The following is a 21,951-nucleotide window of genomic DNA, read 5'->3' as shown; positions in this document are numbered from 1 at the left end:
TTGGATAGAATGAAAAGAACACCTATGAAAGAACAGGAAGTTAAAGATAGAATAAAAAATTTCAATGAAGTTTGTCTTGGATATAGTCCTAACGAAGCTAAAATAGAGGCAGAAAGATGTCTTCAATGTAAAAATCCAAGGTGTGTAAAAAATTGCCCAGTTTCAAATAATATCCCCGCATTTATAAAGTGCATAAAAGAGGGTGATTATGCGAAGGCGGGCGAAATAATATCAAAAACAAGTACACTTCCAGCAGTTTGTGGAAGAGTTTGTCCACAAGAATTGCAGTGTGAAGGGGGATGTGTTCTTGGTATAAAAGGCGAACCTACATCAATAGGAAAGCTTGAAAGATTTGTAGCAGATTGGTGCAGAAATAATAATGTTAAATTTATGGATAAAGCACCGGCTGCAGGAAAAAAGGTTGCTGTTGTCGGAAGTGGACCAGCAGGACTTGCTTGTGCAGGAGATTTAGCTAAGCTTGGATATGGTGTTACAATTTTTGAAGCTTTGCATGAACTTGGTGGAGTACTTGCTTGGGGTATACCAGAATTTGTACTTCCTAAAGAGGTAGTTAGATACGAAGTTGACAATTTAAAAGAACTTGGAGTTAAAATAGAAAAAAATGTGTTGGTTGGAAGAACTCTTAGTGTAGATGACTTGTTAAATGAAGAAGGCTTTAGTGCTGTATTTTTAGGAACAGGTGCAGCAGTGCCAAACTTTATGGGCATATCAGGAGAAAGCTTAAATGGAGTATGCTCTGCAAATGAGTTTTTAACTAAAAATAATCTAATGAAGGATTATGACGCTGAATATGATACACCTCTTATAGCTGGTAAGAAGGTTGTAGTAGTAGGCGGTGGAAATGTTGCAATTGATGCTGTACGTGCCGCAATTAGAGTTGGAGCTGAAGCTCATATTGTTTACAGAAGAACTGAAAAAGAAATGCCAGCAAGAGTTGAGGAAATAAAATTCGCAAAAGCAGAAGGAATACAATTCCACTTGCTTACAAATCCAATTGAAATCATCGGAGACAAAAATGGATTTGTAAAGGGTGTTAAATGTATAAAGATGGAGCTTGGTGAACCAGACGAATCTGGAAGAAGAAGACCTGTGGAAATAGAAGGCTCAGAGTTTGTAATAGATTCAGATATGGTCATAATGGCAATTGGTACAAGAGCAAGCAATTTAATTCCATTAACTACAGATAATATAGAGGTAAATAGAAAAAATTGTTTTGTTGTAGATGAAGAAACAGGAAAAACATCAAAACCGCATGTTTATGCTGGTGGAGATAATGTTACAGGACCACAAACTGTAATTTTAGCTATGGCGGCTGGAAGAAAAGCAGCAAAAGCTATAGATGCGGAATTTAAGGAGCAAAAATAGAGTCATTAATCCTATAATTTTTGTAAACAAAATGAAACTATTTATTTATAGATTGTTCTCAGGGACTTTGATATAATTTAATGTTGTAAATATATAAAATGCAGCTTAGAATAAGCTGCATTTTACAAATGAGTAGGAGTTACCATGAGAGGAGAAAAAATGAATAAATTTATTGGGAAAATTAAAAATGTAAAACCAGACTTGTTTTTCATATATACATTCTTAGTTCTAATTTTAAAATTTTCAATATTTGTTGGATTTGTTACAGCAAGCGGTTCTAGTTTAGTAGAAATCTTTGATGGTTTTTTTAAAGTAGCTTCATATGCCATCTTTTTGATATTTATTTTAGGATACTTATCAATTTCGTTTTTGTTTCAAGCAGAGCCAGAGGATATTGCTTGATAATTTTGAACTTTATTATATCTATATTAATTTTGGCGGATCTTTGGTACTTTAGGGGTTTTAATTCATTTATATCATTACATCTTTTAAAAGAAACAGCAAATTTGGACAACCTTCAGGGGAGCATATTTGCTATGGGAAGAAGTATAGATGTAATATTTGTATTTGATATTTTGATCGTAACAATTGTGTATATCTATTTCAAACAAATATGCAGTTCTTGTAAAAGAAATGTAAAAGCGTTTGTATGCTTAACTGTAGTTGCAATATTATATATACCAACTTGTATAAATGTTTTTCATAATTATACCTACAGCTATTGGGTAGATAAAAGATGGAATCCTATATATACGATGCAAAGGATATCTCCAATAGGATATCATGTATATGATGCTGTTGATTTTTTTAAAGACTTACAACCAGAGAAGCTTAAAGCTAAGGATAAAAATGACATAAAGAAATGGTATAAAGACAATGAAGAAAATTTACCAGATAACAAGTATAGTGGAATGTTCAAGGGCAAAAATCTTATTGTATTACAGCTTGAATCACTTGAAAACTTTGTTATTAACGAAAAGATTAATGGACAAGAAATTACACCAAATCTAAATAAGTTATTAAAAAATAGTATATACTTTTCCAACTATCATGAAAATGTAAATTTGGGAGTAAGCTCTGATGCTGATCTTATGACAAATGCTTCAGTATATCCCGTTAGAAAAGGAAGTACATTTTTTAGATTTCCAGATAATGAGTACAATTCATTGCCAATTATAATGAAAAAGTATAATTATAGTACTATGGCAATACATCCTGATAAGGCTATGTACTGGAACTGGATGCCTGCGCTTACCGCTATGGGTGGCTTTGATAGCAGGATAGACTCTTCACATTTTAATGAATATGAAAAAATAAATCTTGGTATATCAGATGGTGCTTATTTTAAGCAAGTAGAACCTATGTTATCTAAGGAGAAACAGCCATTTTACGACTTTATTGTTACTCTTACAAGTCATAGTCCTTTTGTTCTTCCTGATAAGTATAAAGAACTTAAGATGAGTAAAGCATTTAATGACAGTAAAATAGGTGGATATATGCAGTGTGTTCATTACACAGATAAGCAGCTTGGTGAATTCTTTGATAAGCTTCAAAAGGATGGAATTCTTAAAAATTCTGTAGTTGCAATTTACGGAGATCATACTGGAGTACATAAGTATTTTCAAGATGAAATACCTAAAACTCCAGGAGTTCAAGATTGGATGGTAGATGATGAACTCAAGATCCCCCTAATTATATATGATGGAAGTGGCAAAATGCAGGGAGAAGAAAAAACTGTAACTGGAGGACAAATTGATTTAATGCCTACGGTTTTATATTTAATGGGTGCTGATAAAAAGTATTATAAAGACAATGTTATGGGAAGAAATCTTTTAAATACTAATAAAGACTATGATCTTCTAGATAACGGAAAGGTTATAGGTAATCCAACCCAAGATGATTTAAAACATCTTTCCAGTGCATTTAGTATTTCGGATAAAATCATTCAAGGACAATATTATGGGACAACAGCAAAGTGATAGCGTCTTGGAACATTAAAAAAAATCCATAAATCTAAGGGGAAAAATCTTAAAATCCTAAGAAGTTTCAGTAACTCACTGTCATTTGGACAGATTGAAACATCTAAGTATTTTAAGATTTTTTCTCTAAGATTTATTGGATTTTTTTAACGCAACGAAGCATTGTTACTTCGCTTTAGGCTGTAATTTTAAAAACAAAAGTTTTGAGCATATAAAAGCTGTAATAGGTATTATAAGAATAATTCCTATTCCGCCGCATAAGCTTTGGAATATTTCAGAGCAGAATACTTTCCCGTTGAATATTTGAGATAAAGAATAATGAAGCTCATTAAAGTATATTATAAGACTCATAAAGCTGCCTATATATGCAAAAAGTAGAGTGTTTGTCATTGTACCAAGTATATCTTTTCCTATGGACATACCTGATTTAAATAGATTTATACGAGTTATGGAAGTATCTGACTTATATATTTCGTTCATTGAAGATGAAATTGAAATTGATACGTCTATTATAGCTCCTAAAAGGCCAAATAAAATTTCACATACAATTATTTTAGTAAAGTCCAAGTTAACATAAACAGACAAATATGCAGTTGTTTCAACCTGTTCACTTGAAAAACCCTGTATGTTAGAATTGCTGCCTATGTTGTAGGTTATAAGCATTGTCAATATTACAACTATAGCAACTGAAATTAAAGAAGACACAGTCTTTATATTAACTCCATTAATGAAAAAAAGGGTTGTAAAACTTATGATAATGCACCCGACTATAGTCACAGTAATTGGATTTAGTCTTGCACCTATGAGTATTAAAAATATAAACATAATTATAAAGTTAAAAAGTAATGTAAAAAAGGATTTTGTCCCCCTTTGTCCGCCTATTAAAGTCATTAAAATTAAAAGAATGATTAATAATATAAATGGTACATTCATAATTTTATAAAATCTCCAATCATTTTATTTCTTCATTTTTTAGAAGAATAACTGTTATAAAAATGGATATTGGAATGCTTAATACTATTCCAATGCTTCCAGTAAGAGCCCTCATAATTTCTAAAGAAAGATATTCACCAAAGATATTGTAAATTGGCAATTTATTTCTAAGAAGCAGCAGTATGGTTGGTATGCTTCCGCTCATATATGCAAAAATAAGTGTATTTGACATTGTTCCCATTATATCTTTTCCAATTTCCATTCCACTTTTAATAAGTGATTTTTTTTCGATATCAGGATTTTTTATGTATATTTCGGTTATTGGTGCTGAAATTGAAATTGCAATATCCATTATTCCACCTAAAGTACCTATAAGAAGTTCAATATAAAATATTTTTTCAGGTGGATGAGTTAAAAATTCCAGTTCTTCAAAGTGCACTCCTTTAGAACCATTAATGTTAATTATAATTATGGCAATAAGCATAGTTATAACGGTTGAGATTATTGCCGCTATTGTTGAAGAAAGTGTTTTTTTATTTAGTCCACAAACTATAAACATAGATAATGGAATAAACATCAGAATTGAAATTATAAATATAAATGGTAAGCTAAAGTTGTTAAGAAAAAGTTCTATAACAATAAAAAATATTGCTGTATTTACAGCTAAACTTATCAAAGATCTGAATCCCTTTAGTCCACCTACTATTATAATTAAAGCTAAAAATATTACTACAATGTAAAAAAGATATTTATCTCGCTTAAAATCAAGTATCTTTGAAGAAATTATTTTATTATTTTTATTTACATTAATTGATACGAATATTTCATCCTTTAACTTTAAATTTAAATCATTAACCTTTGAGTAGGATATGCTGTTTTGAAGGTTTATTTTTTCTCCTTTATGACTTCCATTCATTATTACAGCGGTAATATTTTGATTTATAACCTTTTCTGTATTTCCGTTTGAATCTGTTCCATTTATGCTTTTTTCAGATATTGAGACTATTCTTGCAATATTTCTTTTGTAAAAGCTTTCATTATTTGTCACTATATAAAAGCCTATAAACGTGAAAAATACTGCTAGTATAAAAATTATTAAGAACTTTCTTTTTTTTAATAATGAACTCTGCATAATGTTTTATATAGCTCCTTTTCATTAGGATTTGTTTTATAGTTATTATTCTACAACATATTTATGTTAACATATTGAGGTGAATTAATAAATTATATATGATTTATTAATATTATTAATTTATTTAGAATTTTTTTAGTTATTATGCAAAAGTTTAATAAATTTGTATTATAATCTAGTATATACAATTAAATTTTAACGCGGAGGGATTTTTTATGGGAAATTTTAAAGTAGAAGATTTAGCAAGTTACAAGTTTTTTATCAGGAATAAAACATTCACCAGACGAAAAAAATGCATGCTTTGTTGTACATGAAAGTGATGTAGAAGAAAATAAGTATTTATCCAATTTATATGTAATAAATCTTGAAAGTGAAAAAAGTTACAAATTAACTAGTTTTAATACTGAAAGAAGTTTTTTATGGCTAGACAATGATAATATAATTTTTCCAGATGTAAGAGATGATAAAGATAAAGCTAAAAAGAAAGCTGGGGAAGAGTTTACTCAATATTATAAAATCAATATTAATGGAGGAGAAGCAGAAAAATTTTTAAGAATAAACAAAAATGTAAATTCAATAAAGGCAATAGATAAAAATACATATATCTTTACTTCTGAATACAATTTCAATGAAAAAGAATTATATATTTTGAATGATGATGAAAAATCACAAGAACTTAAAGCAAGAAAAGAAGAAAAGGACTATGAAGTATTAGAGGAAATACCATTTTGGACAAATGGAGGAACATTTACAAGTAAAAAGAGAACTAGGCTGTACATATATCATGCAGATACTAATAAAATTGAGCCAATTACAGGGGAGTATGAGAATGTTGGAAACTTTGAAATTAGCCCAGAAAAAACAAAGGTTTTAATCATAAGTAATACTTTTAAGGACAAAATGGAGCTTATAGATGATATGAGCATTTTAGATCTTGAAACCAAAAAAGTAGTTAAGATCAATGAGCAAAACAAGCTAGAATATCATTATGCTGCGTTTATATCAGAAAAGAGCATTATATTTGCAGCTACTGATATGAAAAAGCTTGGACTTAATGAAAATCCAAAATTTTATTTGATTGATTTAAATTCAAAGGAAGCAAAATGCATAACACCAGATTTTGACCGTTCAATTGGAAACTCTGTTGGTTCAGACTGTAGGTACGGTGGTTCAAGCTCAGTACAGGTTTATAGGAATTACTTGTATTTTACTACTACAGAAGATGACAGTTCTTTCTTAAATAGAATTGATGAAAATGGTGAAATATCTAAGGTTACTTTTGGCAAAGGTTCTGTAGATGGCATAAGCGTAGCAGCAGAAAATACATTAATCATAAGTATGAAGCCAAATAAGCTCCAAGAGTTATTTAAATTACAAAATGGAGTTGAAACTAAATTAACTGGATTTAATGATTGGGTTTATACTGAGAGAAAGATATCAGAACCTATAGAAATAACTGTTGAAACAGCATCTGGAGTTACAATAAAGGGCTGGGTAATGAAGCCTTGTGATTTTGATGAAAATAAAAAATATCCTGCAATTCTTGATATACATGGTGGACCTAAGACTGTTTATGGAACAGTATTCTTTAATGAAATGCAGTATTGGACAAGTCATGGATATGCTGTATTCTTCTGCAATCCAAGAGGAAGCGATGGAAAAGGAAATGAATTTTCTGATATAAGAGGAAAATATGGCACTATAGATTATGATGATATAATGAAGTTTATGGATGTTGTTTTGGAGAAATTTACTTTTATTGATAAAGATAAAGTAGGAGTTACAGGCGGTTCCTATGGTGGCTTCATGACAAATTGGATTATAGGACATACCGATAGATTTAAAGCAGCAGCATCCCAAAGAAGCATAGCTAACTGGGTATCTAAATTTGGCACAACTGATATAGGATATTTCTTTGTAGAAGATCAAAACCTTGCAACCCCATGGGACAATCAAGAAAAATTATGGGAGCATTCACCACTTAAATATGCTGACAAAGTAAAGACTCCAACTCTTTTTCTTCATTCAGAAGAGGATTATAGATGTTGGATTGCTGAAGGTTTTCAAATGTTTACAGCTCTCAAATATAATGGCGTAGATTCAAGACTTATAATGTTTAGAGGAGAAAATCACGAGCTTAGCAGAAGCGGAAAACCAAAGCATAAAATAAGAAGACTTAATGAAATAACAGAATGGTTTGATAAATACTTGAAGTAAAAAATATAGATAGGCAAACTGGAATTTAACTCAGAGTACAAAGTACAGAGGACAGAGTACAGTGAAGGATGATTTTTCTCAGCTATGCTTCGAAAAATCTAGAAACTTAATGCACGCAAAGCGCTTAAAATATAGTGCTCAGCGTAGCTGACACTATTAAGTTCTAAGATTTACCTGAGAGAAACGAAAGGTAAATCCACCTTCACTGTACTCTGTACTTTGTACTCTGTGCTCTGAATCAACTTCTAGTTTAGTAGGATGAATTTGGTATTGGTAATTTTATCTTTTCAGCTTATATATACTCGTAATTTCGGGGGTGGTATTAAATAATGAATAATCATATAGAAGTTGTATTTTTTGATTTGTTTTTTACACTTATAACACCTAAATATAGCAAATCAAGAAATGAAAACGATGTACTTGGAATGAAGATATAAGATTAAAAAACTCATTAATGAATGTGGATTCTGTAATTTTTGATGTGCTTTTAAATGTAAAAAAGGCTGGAAAGAAAATATGCCTTATTAGTAATGCAGATATAATTGATGCTATGAATTGGGTATAAATAGTATGTTAAAAATAAGAGCACATCATTTTTTATGTATGCAGGGTTTTCTGGACTTAAAGATAGCGATAAGTGATAAAATTTATAATCCGTTAATATCCGTTCATTAAATAACGGGAAGAAGATAGTGTAGTATTCTATAATAGGTTTTAGGGGGGTGAAGTAATGGACTGGGTTAATAGAATGAACAAAGTAATAGATTATGTGGAAAATAATTTGAATGACGAAATAGATTCTAATGAGATAAGTAGAATTATGGCATGTCCTTTTACTGTATTTCAGAGGTCTTTTATTCAAATTACTGGCATACCATTGTCAGAATACATTCGACGTAGAAAACTTACCTGCGCTGCCTATGAATTGCAAAATACGGATGATAAAGTAATTGATATTGCTTTAAAGTATGGCTATAAATCATCGGATGCATTCAGTGCAGCTTTTAAGCATTTGCATGGTGCTGCGCCATCTGTGATAAGAAAAAATAACGTAAAGCTCACATTTTATTGCCGTTTATACTTCGCACTTACTATTAAAGGAGTTGATAAAATGGATTATAAGATAGTTAATAGAGCACCTTTCAAAGTAATTGGAATAAGGCGCACGACCCCATATGGAGGAGGTACTTGGGCAATAGTTAAAAGTGATGGAAGTGCCGAAACAATGAAGGAGTTAAGTGGTCATATATGTGACTTGGGTTTATGCTTTGGTTTTGAGGAGGATGGCAGCAATGACTATATGTGTGGTATAAAGTGGGAAAAAGAAGATGCACCAGAATTCGATAAATACATTTATCCGGCTGCTACATGGCTAACTTTTGAAGCAAGTGGAAAAATATCTGAGCAAGTGCTAAATCATGTATGGCAGCGAATTAATCAGGAATTTCTTCCTCAAAGTAAGTATAGAAAATCAGGCTTACCTACTATTGAAAAATATGTATTATGGGATGATGCAGCAGATATTTGTAAGGTTGAAATATGGATACCAGTTGCCATTAAGTGATTTTTAAGTGTATTTAAAGCTGATTTTCATGGTTTAAAGACAGTGATAAATAAACATCATAATATAAATAGTATACATTATTCCATATCATTAAATTAGTAAACGCTATAAAATGGATATAAATATAAGAACATATGATTTGAAAAGGGGAATAAAATTATGTTTTCAAAGAATTCATTTGTAAAAACTCCGCCTATGGGATGGAACAGTTTTGATTATTATGATACTACTGTAAATGAGGCTGAGGTACGAGCTAATGCAGAGTATATGGCAAAATATTTAAAACCACACGGATATGAATATGTAGTTGTTGATATTCAATGGTCGGACCCTAATGCTGGTACTGATAGAGAAAATTATCAGTATATTAACTTTAGCCATTTCAATATGGATGAATATTCAAGGCAGCTTCCGGCTGAAAATCGTTTTCCTTCTTCTAAAAATGGTGCTGGGTTCCGCCCTCTGGCAGATTATATCCACAGTTTAGGTTTAAAGTTTGGTATACATATTATGAGAGGAATTCCAAGATACGCTGCACATACGCATATGAAGATTAAGGGCACTAATGTGACGGCAGATAAGATTGCAAACCCATATTCTATATCTAGATGGAACCCAGATATGTATGGTGTTGACTACAGTAAGCCGGGAGCTCAGGAATATTATAATTCAATTTTCGAATTATATGCAGAGTGGGGTGTTGACTTTGTAAAGGTGGACGATATATGTAATACTAATTTTTATAAAAATAATCCGTATTCTGCAGAAAAAGAAATTGAAATGATTCATAAGGCTATTGAAAATTCTAATAGAAATATTGTACTGAGCCTTTCACCTGGACCTGCTGTTATAGAAAAAGCTTGGCATTTGGAAAAGCATGCAAATATGTGGCGTATTACAGATGATTTCTGGGATGATTGGAAGCTGCTAAAAAATATGTTTGAACGCTGTGAGGTTTGGCAAAAACATGTATCTGAAGGGTGTTATCCGGATTGTGATATGCTCCCTGTTGGCTGGCTTGGCAAGGGTTTTGGTAAAGAACGTTATACAAATTTTACTTGTGATGAGCAAATTACAATGTTGACACTTTGGTGCATATTCCGTTCTCCTTTAATGATTGGGGCTGAACTTACAAAGCTGGATGAAAAGACGCTGGCACTTTTAACTAATGATGAAGTGCTTCATTTAGTAACTGCTTCACATGGAGCAGCTCAAATAGAGCGAGATGATAACCATGCGGTATGGGTTAGTAGGGACAATAATGATGACGGCAGTAGCTATGCAGCAATTTTTAATTTATCTGATGAAGCACAAACTTTCGATATTTCTTTTGAAAAGCTTGGAATTAATTATGTAGTTTCTGTACGTGATTTATGGAAGCAGGCTAGGGTGTTAACTAGTGAAAATAGTCTTAAGCCTAGTATTCCAGCTCATGGAGCAGTATTATATAAGCTTGCAAAGGCTTGAAAATAAATATGCTTGTAAGAAAGACGGCAAAATTTAAATTTGACGTCTTTTTATTATATTTATACATTAATTCATCAAGATAAATGATCTTGAATAAATTTAAAGTATATTATTTTAAATGAGTGCGGAGGGAATAAGGATATATGATTAAGTATGTAAATTCAATTAAAAATATAAACGAAGACAATATTAAAGGTTTTTTTGTAGATTGGTCAAATCCGCCATCACCTAAAAGGCATCTTGAAATTTTAAGGGGAAGCACTTATTTTTGGCTTGCAATAGATGAGAAAACAGATAAAGTAGTAGGGTTTATAAATGCTATTTCTGATAAAGTAATAAGTGCATATATTCCACTTTTTGAGGTGCTTCCTGATTATAAAAATGAAGGGATTGGTACGGAACTTTTTAAACGTATGAAAGAAACTCTTAAGGATTATTATATGGTTGATTTGATTTGTGATGAAAAGCTTGTGGGCTTTTATAGAAAATTTGATATGTTTAAATCGCAGGGAATGATTATAAGAAATTTTAAAAGACAAAATAGATTTGATATAATAGAATAAAATGCAATTACAAAACCAAGTTTAGGAGAGATCAATTTATGGAAGACGGCAGAACAAGTGACAAGGTTTTAAATAAAATCCAGGAGAAGATTTTAAATGGAGAGTGGAAATCTGGCCAAAAAATTATGTCTGAAACAAAACTTGCTGAAGAGTTAAATGTGAGTAGAGTATCAGTGAGAGAGGCTATTGAGAAATTGGCAGCTTTTAATATTGTAAGCAAAAAAAAAGGTGGAGGCACATTTGTCAATGATTTAGGACCTTCCGTATATTTAAACAGCTTGCTCCCAATGCTAATTTTAGATAGAGATAGTTATATGGAAATATTGGAGTTTAGATTAATTATTGAACCAGAAGCAGCTAAACTATGTACTGAAAGATGTAATGATGAGCTTATAAAGGAACTTGATATGGCATATAAGAATATGGTTAATTATAAGAACGATATAAAAAGGTTTACTGAAGAGGATTTGAATTTTCATACAAAAATTGCAGAAGGAACTAAGAATTCATTAATAATAAAAGTAAATGAACTTCTTTCAAATATACTTGAAAGTCATCAGAGGGGCTTATATGAAAACCTTGGACCAGAAGGGGGAATTCATGAACATAAATATATCTTAGATTCTATAAAAAATAGAGATTCAGAGTTAGCTTTTATTTATGCAAGACGTCATGCTATTAGAACTATAAATGATTTGAAGGAATTAAAGAAATAAAGAACAGAAAGTTAAAAATGCTTTCTGTTTTTTTTTATTTTTTTAAATAAGTGTTGATTTTTACACTTATTTAAAGTATGGATATTTTTTAAAATATTGCAAAAAAGCTATTGACTAAAAAACGTTTTCAGAGTATTATAATTCTTAAAGTTGTAATACAACTTTAAGAATATAATACAATAAAACTTACATAAATGTGACTTTACAATAAAAATAAGCGAAAGCTGTAATACAAATTTTGATTATGAGGTGATTTAATTGTTAAAAAGTCAAGAAATAAGACAAAAAGCTCCTGAGATTGATTCTCTTAGATTGGGATCAGGTTGGAAAGTTGAAGAACTTGGAAAACCACAAATAATAATTGAAAGTAGTTTTGGACATAGCCATCCTGGTAGTGCACATCTTGATACTTTGGTAAATGAGGTATTTAATTCAATAAATGAAAATGGCGGTAGAGGTGCTAAATATTTTGTTACAGATATATGCGATGGAGAGACTCAAGGACATGATGGTATGAATTATTCACTTGCTTCGAGAGATATTATGGCAAATCTTATGGAAATACATGTGCAAGCAACTCCTTTTGATGCTGGTGTATTTATAGCAAGTTGTGATAAGGCAATGCCTGCTCATTTAATGGCAATAGCAAGATTAAACATGCCAGCTATAATGCTTCCTGGTGGAATTATGAATGCAGGACCTAATATGCTTACACTTGAACAAATTGGTACGTATAGTGCTCAGTATGAAAGAGGAGAAATAACTAAAGAGAAATATGAGTATTACAAACATAATGCATGTCCAAGCTGTGGCGCTTGTTCCTTTATGGGAACAGCTTCTACTATGCAGGTTATGGCAGAAGCACTTGGTATAGCACTTCCAGGTACAGCATTAATACCAGTAACTTCAAAGGAATTAAAAGAAGCCGCTAAAAAGGCAGCTAAACAAGCACTTAAACTTGTACAGTTAAATATAAAACCATCAGATATAATGACTAAAGAAGCTTTTGAAAATGCAATAATGGTACATGCAGCTATTGCAGGTTCAAGCAATTGTTTATTGCATATTCCAGCTATAGCTCATGAGCTTGGCATAAACATAGAGCCTGAATTGTTTGATGAAATTCATAGAAAAGTTCCGTATATTCTTAACATAAGGCCAAGTGGATTTTATCCAGGTTCTTATTTTTGGAATGCAGGTGGAGTTCCAGCAGTAATGGAAGAAATTAAAGAATTTTTACATCTAGATGTGATGACAGTTACAGGAAAGACCTTGGGAGAAAATCTAGAAGATATAAGGAAAAGTGGATATTATGAAGAACATGAAAAGCTTATAGCTGCTCTTGGAGTAAAAAAGGAAGATGTAATAAAATCCAAAGAAACTCCAATTCAAAAACAGGGAGCTATAGCCATTTTAAAGGGAAATCTGGCACCAGGAGGAGCAGTAGTAAAGCATTCAGCAGTATCTAAAAAATTAATGCAGGTAGTTTTAAAGGCTAGAGTGTTTAACTGTGAAGAGGATGCAATTAAAGCTGTTCTGACTAAAAATATAAAACCCGGAGATGCTGTATTCGTAAGATACGAAGGACCTAAGGGATCTGGAATGCCAGAGATGTTTTATACAACAGAAGCAATTGCATCTGATCCAGAATTAGTGGAATCTATAGCACTAATTACTGATGGAAGATTTTCAGGAGCGACCAGAGGACCAGCAATAGGACATGTTTCTCCAGAGGCAAGCGAAGGTGGTCCAATAGCATTTGTTGAAGAAGGAGATCTGATTAAGATAGATATACCAGCAAGAAGAATTGATGTAATAGGGGCAGCTGGAGTAGAAAAAACTGAAAAAGAAATTGAAGATATATTTAATGAAAGAAAAAAAAATTGGGTAAAGCCTTTGCCAAGATATACTAAGGGAATTTTAGGGCTTTATACTAGATGTGCTACATCACCTATGAAAGGTGGATATATGGAGTAATAATTTTCTTGTATATAGTGTGAAGCTTAAAAATCATAATTTGTGAAGTAATATTAATTTGGGATATTAAATAAAGCTAATAAATCTAAGATGATAAAGCTTTATTTAAACCATCCCAAATCAACATTACTTCACTATGCCCGGAAAGCAAGGAAGATACACATATTGGAGTTTGGGCGTAAGCCATGTGATTCATGAACAAAATGTTATGTACTTTCTATAATCCGTTTCTCTACGAAAAATGCACTGTTAACGAGATTTTACAATAAAAGTAATAATAAATCTTGGTTGAAAAATTGTAAAATGCTTAGATATTTCAATCTGTCTGAGCGATAGCGAGTATAAACATACGCGGGGTTTAGGCTTTGCCCATTATCCTTCTAGAACCCAAAGCAACCATTTTTTTAAAATAACCACTTAGATTTATAGGATCTTTTTAACGCGACGAAGCATTGTTACTTTACAAATTCTGATTTGTGAGGATAAACCTGAAATTTACAATTTTGGGTTCTAGGCTGTTTAGCTTTATTTAAACTAAGTACATATAAAAGTTATCTGAATTTTGGAAAAATTAGGAGGGGAAAATTATGCCGTTATTTATTGTTTTTATTGGAGTTATGTTGTTATTGTTGCTTATGATTAAATTTAAAGTAAATGGTTTCATATCATTGATTCTTGTTTCTTTAGTGGTAGGTATAGCCGAAGGTATGAATCCATCAAAAGCGGTTACATCAATACAAAATGGTGTTGGAGGCACACTTGGTAGTCTCGCACTGATTTTGGGCTGTGGAGCTATGTTTGGAAAACTTATAGCAGATTCTGGTGCAGCTCAGAGAATTTCTAGGAGCTTAATAAATAAGTTCGGAGTAAAAAGAATTCAATGGGCAGTTCTATTAACAGGATTTCTTGTTGGCATAGCGATGTTTTATGAGGTTGGTTTTGTACTGCTTATACCACTTGTTTTTACAATAGCTGAATTTGCTGAACTTCCTCTTTTATATGTTGGAGTTCCTATGGCAGCGGCTCTTTCAGTTACTCATGCTTTTCTACCACCGCATCCAGGACCTGTAGCGATAGCTACAATATATAAAGCAAATATTAGTATGACTTTAGTTTATGGAATAATAATAGCAATACCAACAGTTATAGTAGCTGGACCAGTTTTAACAAAATTTTTGAAGAAGATTGACCGTAATTCCTCTAAAAGTTTATTTAAGGCTAAGATATTCACAGAGGAAGAAATGCCTAGCTTTTCAGCAAGTGTGTTAACTGCGGTTGTACCACCAATACTAATGGCGTTTTCAGCTGTATGCGAGATTGCTTTACCAAAGACATCAAGTGTAAGGCAATTTGCAGAATTTGTGGGAAGCCCATTAATGGCAATGTTCATATCACTTATCATTTCAATTTATACTCTCGGAATAGCTAGAGGCAGGAAAATGGAAGAAATAATGAAAGTTTTAGCTGAGGCAGCTAGTGAAATTGCAATGATACTTTTAATAGTAGCAGGTGGTGGTGCGTTCAAGCAGGTGTTAATAGACAGTGGCGTTGGAAAATATATAGCTTCAGTAATGGCTGGAAGTAATATTTCTCCACTAATTTTAGCATGGTTAGTTGCAGCGATACTTAGGTTATCCCTTGGTTCAGCGACAGTTGCAGCTATGACTACTGCGGGTCTAGTGCTTCCTATCATTTCTTCAACAAATGCAAATCCAGCACTGATGGTTTTGGCGACAGGAGCAGGAAGTGTTATATTTTCACATGTAAACGATCCAGGATTTTGGCTATTTAAAGAATATTTTGGTCTTACTATTGGAGAAACAATGGCATCTTGGTCAACCTTAGAAACTATAATTTCTGTTATGGGATTAATTGGAGTATTAATTGTAAGTGCATTTGTTTAAATAAATTGCGAAGTAATAGTGCTTTGTAACATTAAAAAATCTATAAATCTAAGGTCAAAAAATCGTTACTCCAGCATTATTACTTCACTCCAACAGTGGTACAAGGAATATCGAATGCTTTGTGCTGCTTGAACCATTCAAAATTTAATTTTCCTCCATTAGCTGTTATAATAGTTTAATTTCGGTGTTCTCCCTAAAATTTTTATGCAATAATGAAATATTAACTATAGTATAATTTAAATACTAGATCTTGATTATAATTACCGAAACCTTTACCGAATATAGTTAGTCCCCCAACGTGGGCGGCATCTTCTAAAACTGCAATTCTAAAAGTTAATTCCTTTCTTTTTATATCAATATCCTTTAAAGTGATATCAGATACTTTATCACCGTCAATAAATGTGCCATTGTTTGTAATATGCAGTTGTTTTAACATTCCATTAAGCAAAACGGTTAGTATCGCAATAGAAAATGGTGTTTTGAAAAGTAAATCTATTGAAGATGGTATAGATCAATTAATACTTAAATATAAAAGTAAATTTAAGGAAAATACTAAAGATTATACCTTAAATTTACTTTAAATATTTTTTTGAAACATTTTTTCTTAAAAAACAGCCAGTTTTTCAGTGACCTCAAATTTTTTCCTTATACTACCGTGTGAGCGAAGTAAGAATGCTGAAGGAATAATTTAAAAAGCACTATTACTTTGCATTATTTTAAGTAATCTAAAGCAACTTGTACATAACTTGCCACTCCGATTGGAAGAGCGTCTTCATCAAGTTTATAGTGATTTGAGTGCTGTGAATAGCAGCAGTCTTTAGCTTCATTTCTACAGCCTAAAAGCATTAATGCACCTGGGACTTTTTTCAAGGTATTCAGAAAAATCTTCTGATCCCATTATCATTGAAACTTGCTTTATGTTATCTTCACCTATTAGCTTTGCAACAGCAGATTTAAGCATTCCAGTTGCTTTTTCTTCATTTATTGTAGCTGCACAGGTGAAATCATATTTAAAATCATAGTCGCAATTGTAACCCTTACATACATTCTCAACCATGTTTTCAACCCATTTAGGCATTTGCTCACGGGAATATTTGCTGAAAGATCTATTCATTCCAGACATTTTTACACTTCCAGGAGTTACATTAAATCTTTCTCCACCTTCTATAGTTCCTATATTCATTACGATAGGATTTCTTGCATCATTTACTCTACTTACAAGAGTTTGAACGCCTTGAATTACAGCAGCTGAGCAAGTAATAGCATCCACACCCTGCCAAGGAGATGAACCGTGACAAGATTTACCTTTTATAGTTAAATCCCATATGTCTGCACTTGCCATAAATGGACCTGATTGAATAACTGCTTGTCCAACGGGCACGTCAGACCAAATATGCATTCCAAATATATAATCAACATGAGGGTTCTCTAAAGCACCTCCATCAATCATTGATTTGGCTCCAAGAGCTAATTCTTCAGCTGGCTGGAATATGAATTTTACGGTTCCATTAAGCTTGTCTTTCATTTCTGATAAAAGTTTAGCTGCTCCAAGAAGCATTGTAATGTGGCTATCATGACCGCATGCATGCATATAACCTTTATTTTCAGAAGCAAATGAATAGCCAGTATCCTCTGTAACTGATAATGCATCTATATCCGCACGTAGACCTATGGTTTTTCCTTCCAATTTGCCTCTTAAAATTCCAATAACACCAGTTTTACCAATGCGTTGTACTTCTAATCCAAGTCTTTCAAGTTCATCGCTAATGGTTTTTGAAGTCCAAACTTCTTCAAAGGAAGGTTCTGGATGTTTGTGAAATTCCCTTCTATATTTAATAAGCCAATTTTGAATGTTTTTAGCTAAATTCAAAGTACTATTTTCCATTTTGATTCCTCCTAAGTACATTTTTTAACACATTATTAATTATATCACTATTTCACTGAAATTATAATATTTTTAAAAATACACCTGCTATTATTACAGAAGCAACAGATACAGTTGCGAAGCCTCCAACAAGCATTCTAGGAAGGAGTATATCTGTAACATAAGCCTCTTCTTCTTCGGTTTTGCTTACTGATTTGCAGACTTCAGTAGTTATTATGTAGTCTGCTGGAAAGCCAAATAAGGCTGTAAGTGCACAAGCAAAGCTCATTTCTTTTGAAAAACCAACGAGTTTTCCAGTTATAAGAGATGTGAGGAACATGCCAAGTATTCCTAGTATTATTAAAACTATTATTGGAATTAAAATTTTTATAAGCTGTGATGGACTTATGGTTGATAAACCAGAGAAAACATAAACAAGTAAACCAGCTATGAGCCAATTGAAAACGCCAGCCTTAACAAGGGCAGATTCTTCTAAGAAGCCTATTTCACAGAAAATTACACCTAATATTAAACAAATTACATATTGATTTACAGTACCATGAGTTAAATTAGAAAGCCATCCAGCTAAAAGTGATATTATTGTCAATTTGACAAGTATCATTGGTGCTGTCTGATATTTCTCAGGTAAAGGTGGGATTAATTTTTTTCTTACGACTGTTGTGGTTGCAGCAATTTGCTTAGAAACTTCTTTATCACTATTCTGAGAATCGGATTTGTTTTTCCTAAAATCTTCGATTAATCTTCTTCCTTCTCTTTTTAAGCAAAAGGATGTTAAAGGATAACCAAAGAAGCTGTGCATAACAAACATTGCTATAGGTAAAGCGACTAAACTTGTAATTCCTTGGCTTTTTAATCCTTCGGACATAAGCAGGGCTGCTACTAATCCACCGCTTAATGGAGGAGTTGCGGCAACAACTGTATGCCAATCAAATAATAATCTCCCAATAGTCATTGTAAGAAGGATTGTACCACATACACCGCCTAAGGCTATTACTACAGCTTTCCATTGAGCAATTAATTTTTTTAGATCCATAAGTGTACCCAAGTGCACTAAGAGCAAACCCATGCATATTGGTACAAATTCCTTGCCAAAGGAGGCTCTTGTAACAACGTCTTTTGGAACGAATGTCCAGTAACCGACAACAAATAAAGCGGCGGTTACAAAAACAGAAGGTATATAGGCCTTAGTTTTGTTAGAGATTATTTCACCTATAAGTAGGAATGCTATTACTATTAAAAAGCATTCTGGAGAAGAAAAGTTCATAAAAATTCACTCCTTAAAAGTTATTTTATAAATTAGTTCAAAAGCTGTGATTTAAAAGAATGTGGACAAAGCTTAATGTAAGCATTAATATTTTTTAAACACAGCAAAGCATTAAAACAAAAAATAAAAAAACTTATCACCAAAAGGGACAAGTTTTGATTGCGTTACCACCCTAATTTTATGAATAAATTATTTTAGAACTAAATTATTCTTAACACCTCAGATACGTTTCAGTAAATTGATTCGATTTCTTTTTAACGGTAGAATACCGATATAACTTACTCAAATATTGTATAATTTTGAAAATTCTAAACAATATTTTTTCAGTCATACTTCTCTAGGATGATTTTATGATATAGTCTAAACATTGGATTTCAGCTTGAACCAACTCTCTTTGGATTAGATGATATACCTTACTGTTCCTGTCATCAAATTTGTCTACAAGGTTATTTATATCATATGGGAAATTAGGTGTCAATGGGTAAGTAAAGCTATTAAATGCAAATAATTGAGAGAATTTTGTCGTAAAATAAGGATACAATATGAATATTTTTATTCATAATGCATTGATTAATATATACATATTATGAATGATAAAATAGAAAAAGTTATTTGATATTATTAACGATATAATAAAAAAATATCTTTAGAAGGATATAAAATGAAAATGTAAAAAAATATTGGGGTAATATTAGAAAATAACTATTAAGAAATATGAAGGATATTTCTTAAATGAATAAATATTCAATTAATAGAAAAGCAAAAAGTAATAAATTTATCAATTATGCATAATCAAAGGTAAAAATATAAATGAACTTTTTTCATATAAATGAAAAGTGAAGGGTTTAGACATAGCTTTGCTTGTCAAAGGTGAATGGTTTTTGCCACGGCAAAAGGTTAAGGATATTTTTTCTTTCGCTTTGCTACAGAAAAATTATTAACTTAAATTAAAGATTTTCCGTAGTAAAACGGAGAAAAATCAACATTTAACTTTTTTACTGTACGTAAAAAAGTTCACCTTTTACGTGCGAAGCATCGTAAAACCCTTCACTTTTTTTCACATAAGTGAAAAAGTTAGTCTTTTAACGCGCAGGGCCAGTTAAAACCCTTCATTATTATGATTGCTTCGCAATTTTTTTAGTGCGACAGCCCCTAGCTATCTTGTTTATTTAATCTGAGTCTTGACTACCTCTAACATATATTCCTGTACCTGCTAATTATAAACCTCTTATATATTACTACATTTCATTAAATATATCTTCTACAAATTTCTCAAAGTTTTCTCTTTGGGTATGATTATTATCTACATATATTTCTTTTGAAGTCAATATACTATTTAATTTATATCCATCTAATGACTTCATTTCTTCAAATTGATTATTTTCATACAAATTTCTTAAGGTTTCACCTATTCTCAAAAGACTTTTATAATGCATTCCATTAGAAAATCCTCTAATCATGGAACTATTAGCAGGTTTCTTTGAAAAAAATAAGGATTTAGCCAACCATCCCTCATCTGCAATTCCCTTTTTCGTAGTACTTGTCAGCACAAAATTTAAATACTCTGTAAATTCCGTAAATATTCCTGTATAGGTTTTTATTCCAACAATAGGATACCATAATCCTCTTATTTTACCACTATTAGTTCCTGATGATCTAAAATATGCTAAAGTCACCCTTTCTATTCCATAAATATATTTAATATTTACATCTATCAATCCAATCATTCTAAAATGTTTTACAGAGTATAAATTAGCTCTGAAGCTTTCCGGGTACATTTTTAGTATCTCTATTAAATTTGGCATAATAAATACCTCCTCAATTTAATCCTATGCTTATTATGAAATAAAGCCATATGATATTAGAATTAAAATTCCTAATCATATGGCCCATCTTCAATATCAATTTATATTTTTGATTTTTTCAAGTTGTTTTTTTATTTCTTCAATATTTTTATAATTTCCTTGGATATTCATTAACTTTTTTTAAAAAAATTTCTTCTTCTGGATTTAAATCAAGTTCTTCATACCAAGGTTTATCTTCTGAATCGGTTACTTTATATGATGAATAATATAGATGAATTAAAAAATCACCTATAAACCAATAATCTACATCTTTTACATATCTTTTATTATCAATAATTCTTGCTAATCCAAAATCAATCAAAGCTATATCTTTGTTTTTTTTCAATATTACATTAGGAAGTCTAATATCACGGTGTACTATACCATTATTATGCAATATTTCAACTAATTCTAAAAGCTGCCACCCAATTTTGTAAATCTCGTCTTTATTAAACTCATATTCATCTATGGCTAATAAATCTTCAAATACTTTTCCCTCAATATATTCTAATATATAGCCTTCTCTATCTTGGTCATTAAATTTTGATATAAATTTAGGAAATTTGGGATTATCTAAAGCTTTTAATATCTTCTCTTCATAAAATAATTTTTTTCTAGTATCCTTAAGCATATTTTTTTTAATTGTTTTATTACACGCTTTTCACGTTTGTCATTAGCTGCCAAATATACAATTCCATATCTACCTTCACCTATTACTTTTAGAATTGAATATCCATTTATCTTTTCTCCAGTTTTATAATATCTATCCATATCAATAATCCTATAACTATTTTATTTCAAATAACGTTATCGACTATATGACCTACCAACTTCTTGATCTACTTCTAGACCTACTTCTTGATCTACTTCTAGACCTACTTCTTGATCTGCAACTTGACCAACTTCTTGACCTGCTTCTTGATCTGCAACTTGATCTCCTTCTTGATCTGCAACTTGATCTACTTCTTGATGAACTGCTGAGTTTATAATAGCTATGGCCATTATATGATTCATTAATAAAAGAATCCATACATAACACCTCTTCTGTACTTTTTTAAATCAATATGATTTATTTTTACAGTTATATAATATGAGTTATATAACATTATGTTACCTATTT

20 protein-coding genes are annotated in these 21,951 nt (G+C 31.4%); 10 read left to right on the top strand and 10 right to left on the bottom strand.

The features are described from left to right. The 3 genes from gltA (at position 1) to AGR56_RS10915 (ending at position 3,365) form a co-directional block, all read left to right on the top strand. Entirely contained in the window at positions 1 to 1,386 is a 1,386-nt protein-coding gene (gene gltA / locus AGR56_RS10920; RefSeq protein WP_053242269.1) for an NADPH-dependent glutamate synthase, read from the top strand. 159 nt (positions 1,387 to 1,545) lie between these two features. After that, positions 1,546 to 1,788, top strand: a complete 243-nt coding sequence (locus AGR56_RS21820; RefSeq protein WP_242851411.1) for a hypothetical protein — start codon at positions 1,546 to 1,548, stop codon at positions 1,786 to 1,788. 134 nt (positions 1,789 to 1,922) lie between these two features. Continuing rightward, on the top strand, positions 1,923 to 3,365 hold the full coding sequence (locus AGR56_RS10915; RefSeq protein WP_242851410.1) for an LTA synthase family protein: 1,443 nt from the start codon (positions 1,923 to 1,925) through the stop codon (positions 3,363 to 3,365). 165 nt (positions 3,366 to 3,530) lie between these two features. Here the strand turns inward: AGR56_RS10915 and AGR56_RS10910 are convergent, their stop codons facing one another. Then, a complete protein-coding gene (locus AGR56_RS10910) occupies positions 3,531 to 4,298 on the bottom strand; it encodes a YibE/F family protein (RefSeq protein ID WP_053242268.1) in 768 nt (255 codons plus the stop codon). Positions 4,299 to 4,317: 19 nt separating this feature from the next. Next, positions 4,318 to 5,430: a YibE/F family protein gene (locus tag AGR56_RS10905; RefSeq protein ID WP_053242267.1), complete on the bottom strand. Its 1,113-nt coding sequence runs from the start codon at positions 5,428 to 5,430 to the stop codon at positions 4,318 to 4,320. 648 nt (positions 5,431 to 6,078) lie between these two features. Between AGR56_RS10905 and AGR56_RS10900 the strand changes: the two genes are divergently transcribed. The 7 genes from AGR56_RS10900 to AGR56_RS10870 all read left to right on the top strand — a co-directional run bounded on the left by AGR56_RS10900 (position 6,079) and on the right by AGR56_RS10870 (position 15,838). Next, complete coding sequence (locus AGR56_RS10900) at positions 6,079 to 7,647, top strand: S9 family peptidase (RefSeq protein ID WP_198150031.1); 1,569 nt, start codon at positions 6,079 to 6,081, stop codon at positions 7,645 to 7,647. Between the two features lie 730 nt (positions 7,648 to 8,377). Then, positions 8,378 to 9,211: a GyrI-like domain-containing protein gene (locus tag AGR56_RS10895; RefSeq protein ID WP_053242266.1), complete on the top strand. Its 834-nt coding sequence runs from the start codon at positions 8,378 to 8,380 to the stop codon at positions 9,209 to 9,211. Positions 9,212 to 9,370: 159 nt separating this feature from the next. After that, positions 9,371 to 10,678 (top strand): glycoside hydrolase family 27 protein, encoded by a 1,308-nt coding sequence (locus AGR56_RS10890; RefSeq protein ID WP_053242265.1) that lies wholly within the window; start codon positions 9,371 to 9,373, stop codon positions 10,676 to 10,678. Between the two features lie 143 nt (positions 10,679 to 10,821). Beyond that, positions 10,822 to 11,241 carry a GNAT family N-acetyltransferase gene (locus AGR56_RS10885; protein WP_198150030.1) on the top strand — a complete coding sequence of 140 codons (420 nt, stop codon included), beginning with the start codon at positions 10,822 to 10,824 and terminating at the stop codon, positions 11,239 to 11,241. Positions 11,242 to 11,279: 38 nt separating this feature from the next. Beyond that, positions 11,280 to 11,957 carry a FadR/GntR family transcriptional regulator gene (locus AGR56_RS10880; protein ID WP_053242264.1) on the top strand — a complete coding sequence of 226 codons (678 nt, stop codon included), beginning with the start codon at positions 11,280 to 11,282 and terminating at the stop codon, positions 11,955 to 11,957. Between the two features lie 258 nt (positions 11,958 to 12,215). Continuing rightward, the gene (ilvD, locus tag AGR56_RS10875; RefSeq protein WP_053242263.1) at positions 12,216 to 13,934 is read left to right on the top strand and encodes a dihydroxy-acid dehydratase; all 1,719 of its coding nucleotides are present in this window, start codon (positions 12,216 to 12,218) and stop codon (positions 13,932 to 13,934) included. Between the two features lie 587 nt (positions 13,935 to 14,521). Then, complete coding sequence (locus AGR56_RS10870; protein WP_053242262.1) at positions 14,522 to 15,838, top strand: gluconate:H+ symporter; 1,317 nt, start codon at positions 14,522 to 14,524, stop codon at positions 15,836 to 15,838. 220 nt (positions 15,839 to 16,058) lie between these two features. On the opposite strand, the gene AGR56_RS10865 is transcribed toward AGR56_RS10870, so the two are convergent. The 8 genes from AGR56_RS10865 to AGR56_RS10840 form a co-directional block, all read right to left on the bottom strand. Next, on the bottom strand, positions 16,059 to 16,286 hold the full coding sequence (locus AGR56_RS10865; protein ID WP_053242261.1) for a hypothetical protein: 228 nt from the start codon (positions 16,284 to 16,286) through the stop codon (positions 16,059 to 16,061). 263 nt (positions 16,287 to 16,549) lie between these two features. Beyond that, positions 16,550 to 16,684 (bottom strand): hypothetical protein, encoded by a 135-nt coding sequence (locus AGR56_RS22790; RefSeq protein ID WP_278279615.1) that lies wholly within the window; start codon positions 16,682 to 16,684, stop codon positions 16,550 to 16,552. Continuing rightward, a complete protein-coding gene (locus AGR56_RS10860; protein ID WP_242851409.1) occupies positions 16,668 to 17,723 on the bottom strand; it encodes a M20 family metallopeptidase in 1,056 nt (351 codons plus the stop codon). Before AGR56_RS10860 ends, AGR56_RS22790 begins: the two co-directional genes overlap by 17 nt. A gap of 61 nt (positions 17,724 to 17,784) precedes the next feature. Next, positions 17,785 to 18,987 (bottom strand): hypothetical protein, encoded by a 1,203-nt coding sequence (locus tag AGR56_RS10855; RefSeq protein ID WP_053242260.1) that lies wholly within the window; start codon positions 18,985 to 18,987, stop codon positions 17,785 to 17,787. A 1,238-nt stretch (positions 18,988 to 20,225) separates the two neighbouring features. Then, the gene (locus tag AGR56_RS10850; RefSeq protein WP_053242259.1) at positions 20,226 to 20,792 is read right to left on the bottom strand and encodes a hypothetical protein; all 567 of its coding nucleotides are present in this window, start codon (positions 20,790 to 20,792) and stop codon (positions 20,226 to 20,228) included. A gap of 148 nt (positions 20,793 to 20,940) precedes the next feature. After that, the gene (locus AGR56_RS10845) at positions 20,941 to 21,462 is read right to left on the bottom strand and encodes a protein kinase (RefSeq protein ID WP_242851408.1); all 522 of its coding nucleotides are present in this window, start codon (positions 21,460 to 21,462) and stop codon (positions 20,941 to 20,943) included. Next, the gene (locus AGR56_RS21815) at positions 21,414 to 21,602 is read right to left on the bottom strand and encodes a hypothetical protein (protein WP_242851407.1); all 189 of its coding nucleotides are present in this window, start codon (positions 21,600 to 21,602) and stop codon (positions 21,414 to 21,416) included. Before AGR56_RS21815 ends, AGR56_RS10845 begins: the two co-directional genes overlap by 49 nt. A 36-nt stretch (positions 21,603 to 21,638) precedes the next feature. Then, positions 21,639 to 21,845 carry a hypothetical protein gene (locus AGR56_RS10840; RefSeq protein ID WP_053242258.1) on the bottom strand — a complete coding sequence of 69 codons (207 nt, stop codon included), beginning with the start codon at positions 21,843 to 21,845 and terminating at the stop codon, positions 21,639 to 21,641. Positions 21,846 to 21,951 lie beyond the last annotated feature (106 nt).

It is taken from the genome of Clostridium sp. DMHC 10 (genome assembly GCF_001270375.1).
GTDB lineage: Bacteria > Bacillota > Clostridia > Clostridiales > Clostridiaceae > Clostridium_S > Clostridium_S guangxiense.
Note: the sequence above shows the minus strand (reverse complement) of the source record. Positions and strands in the feature narration are given on the sequence as shown.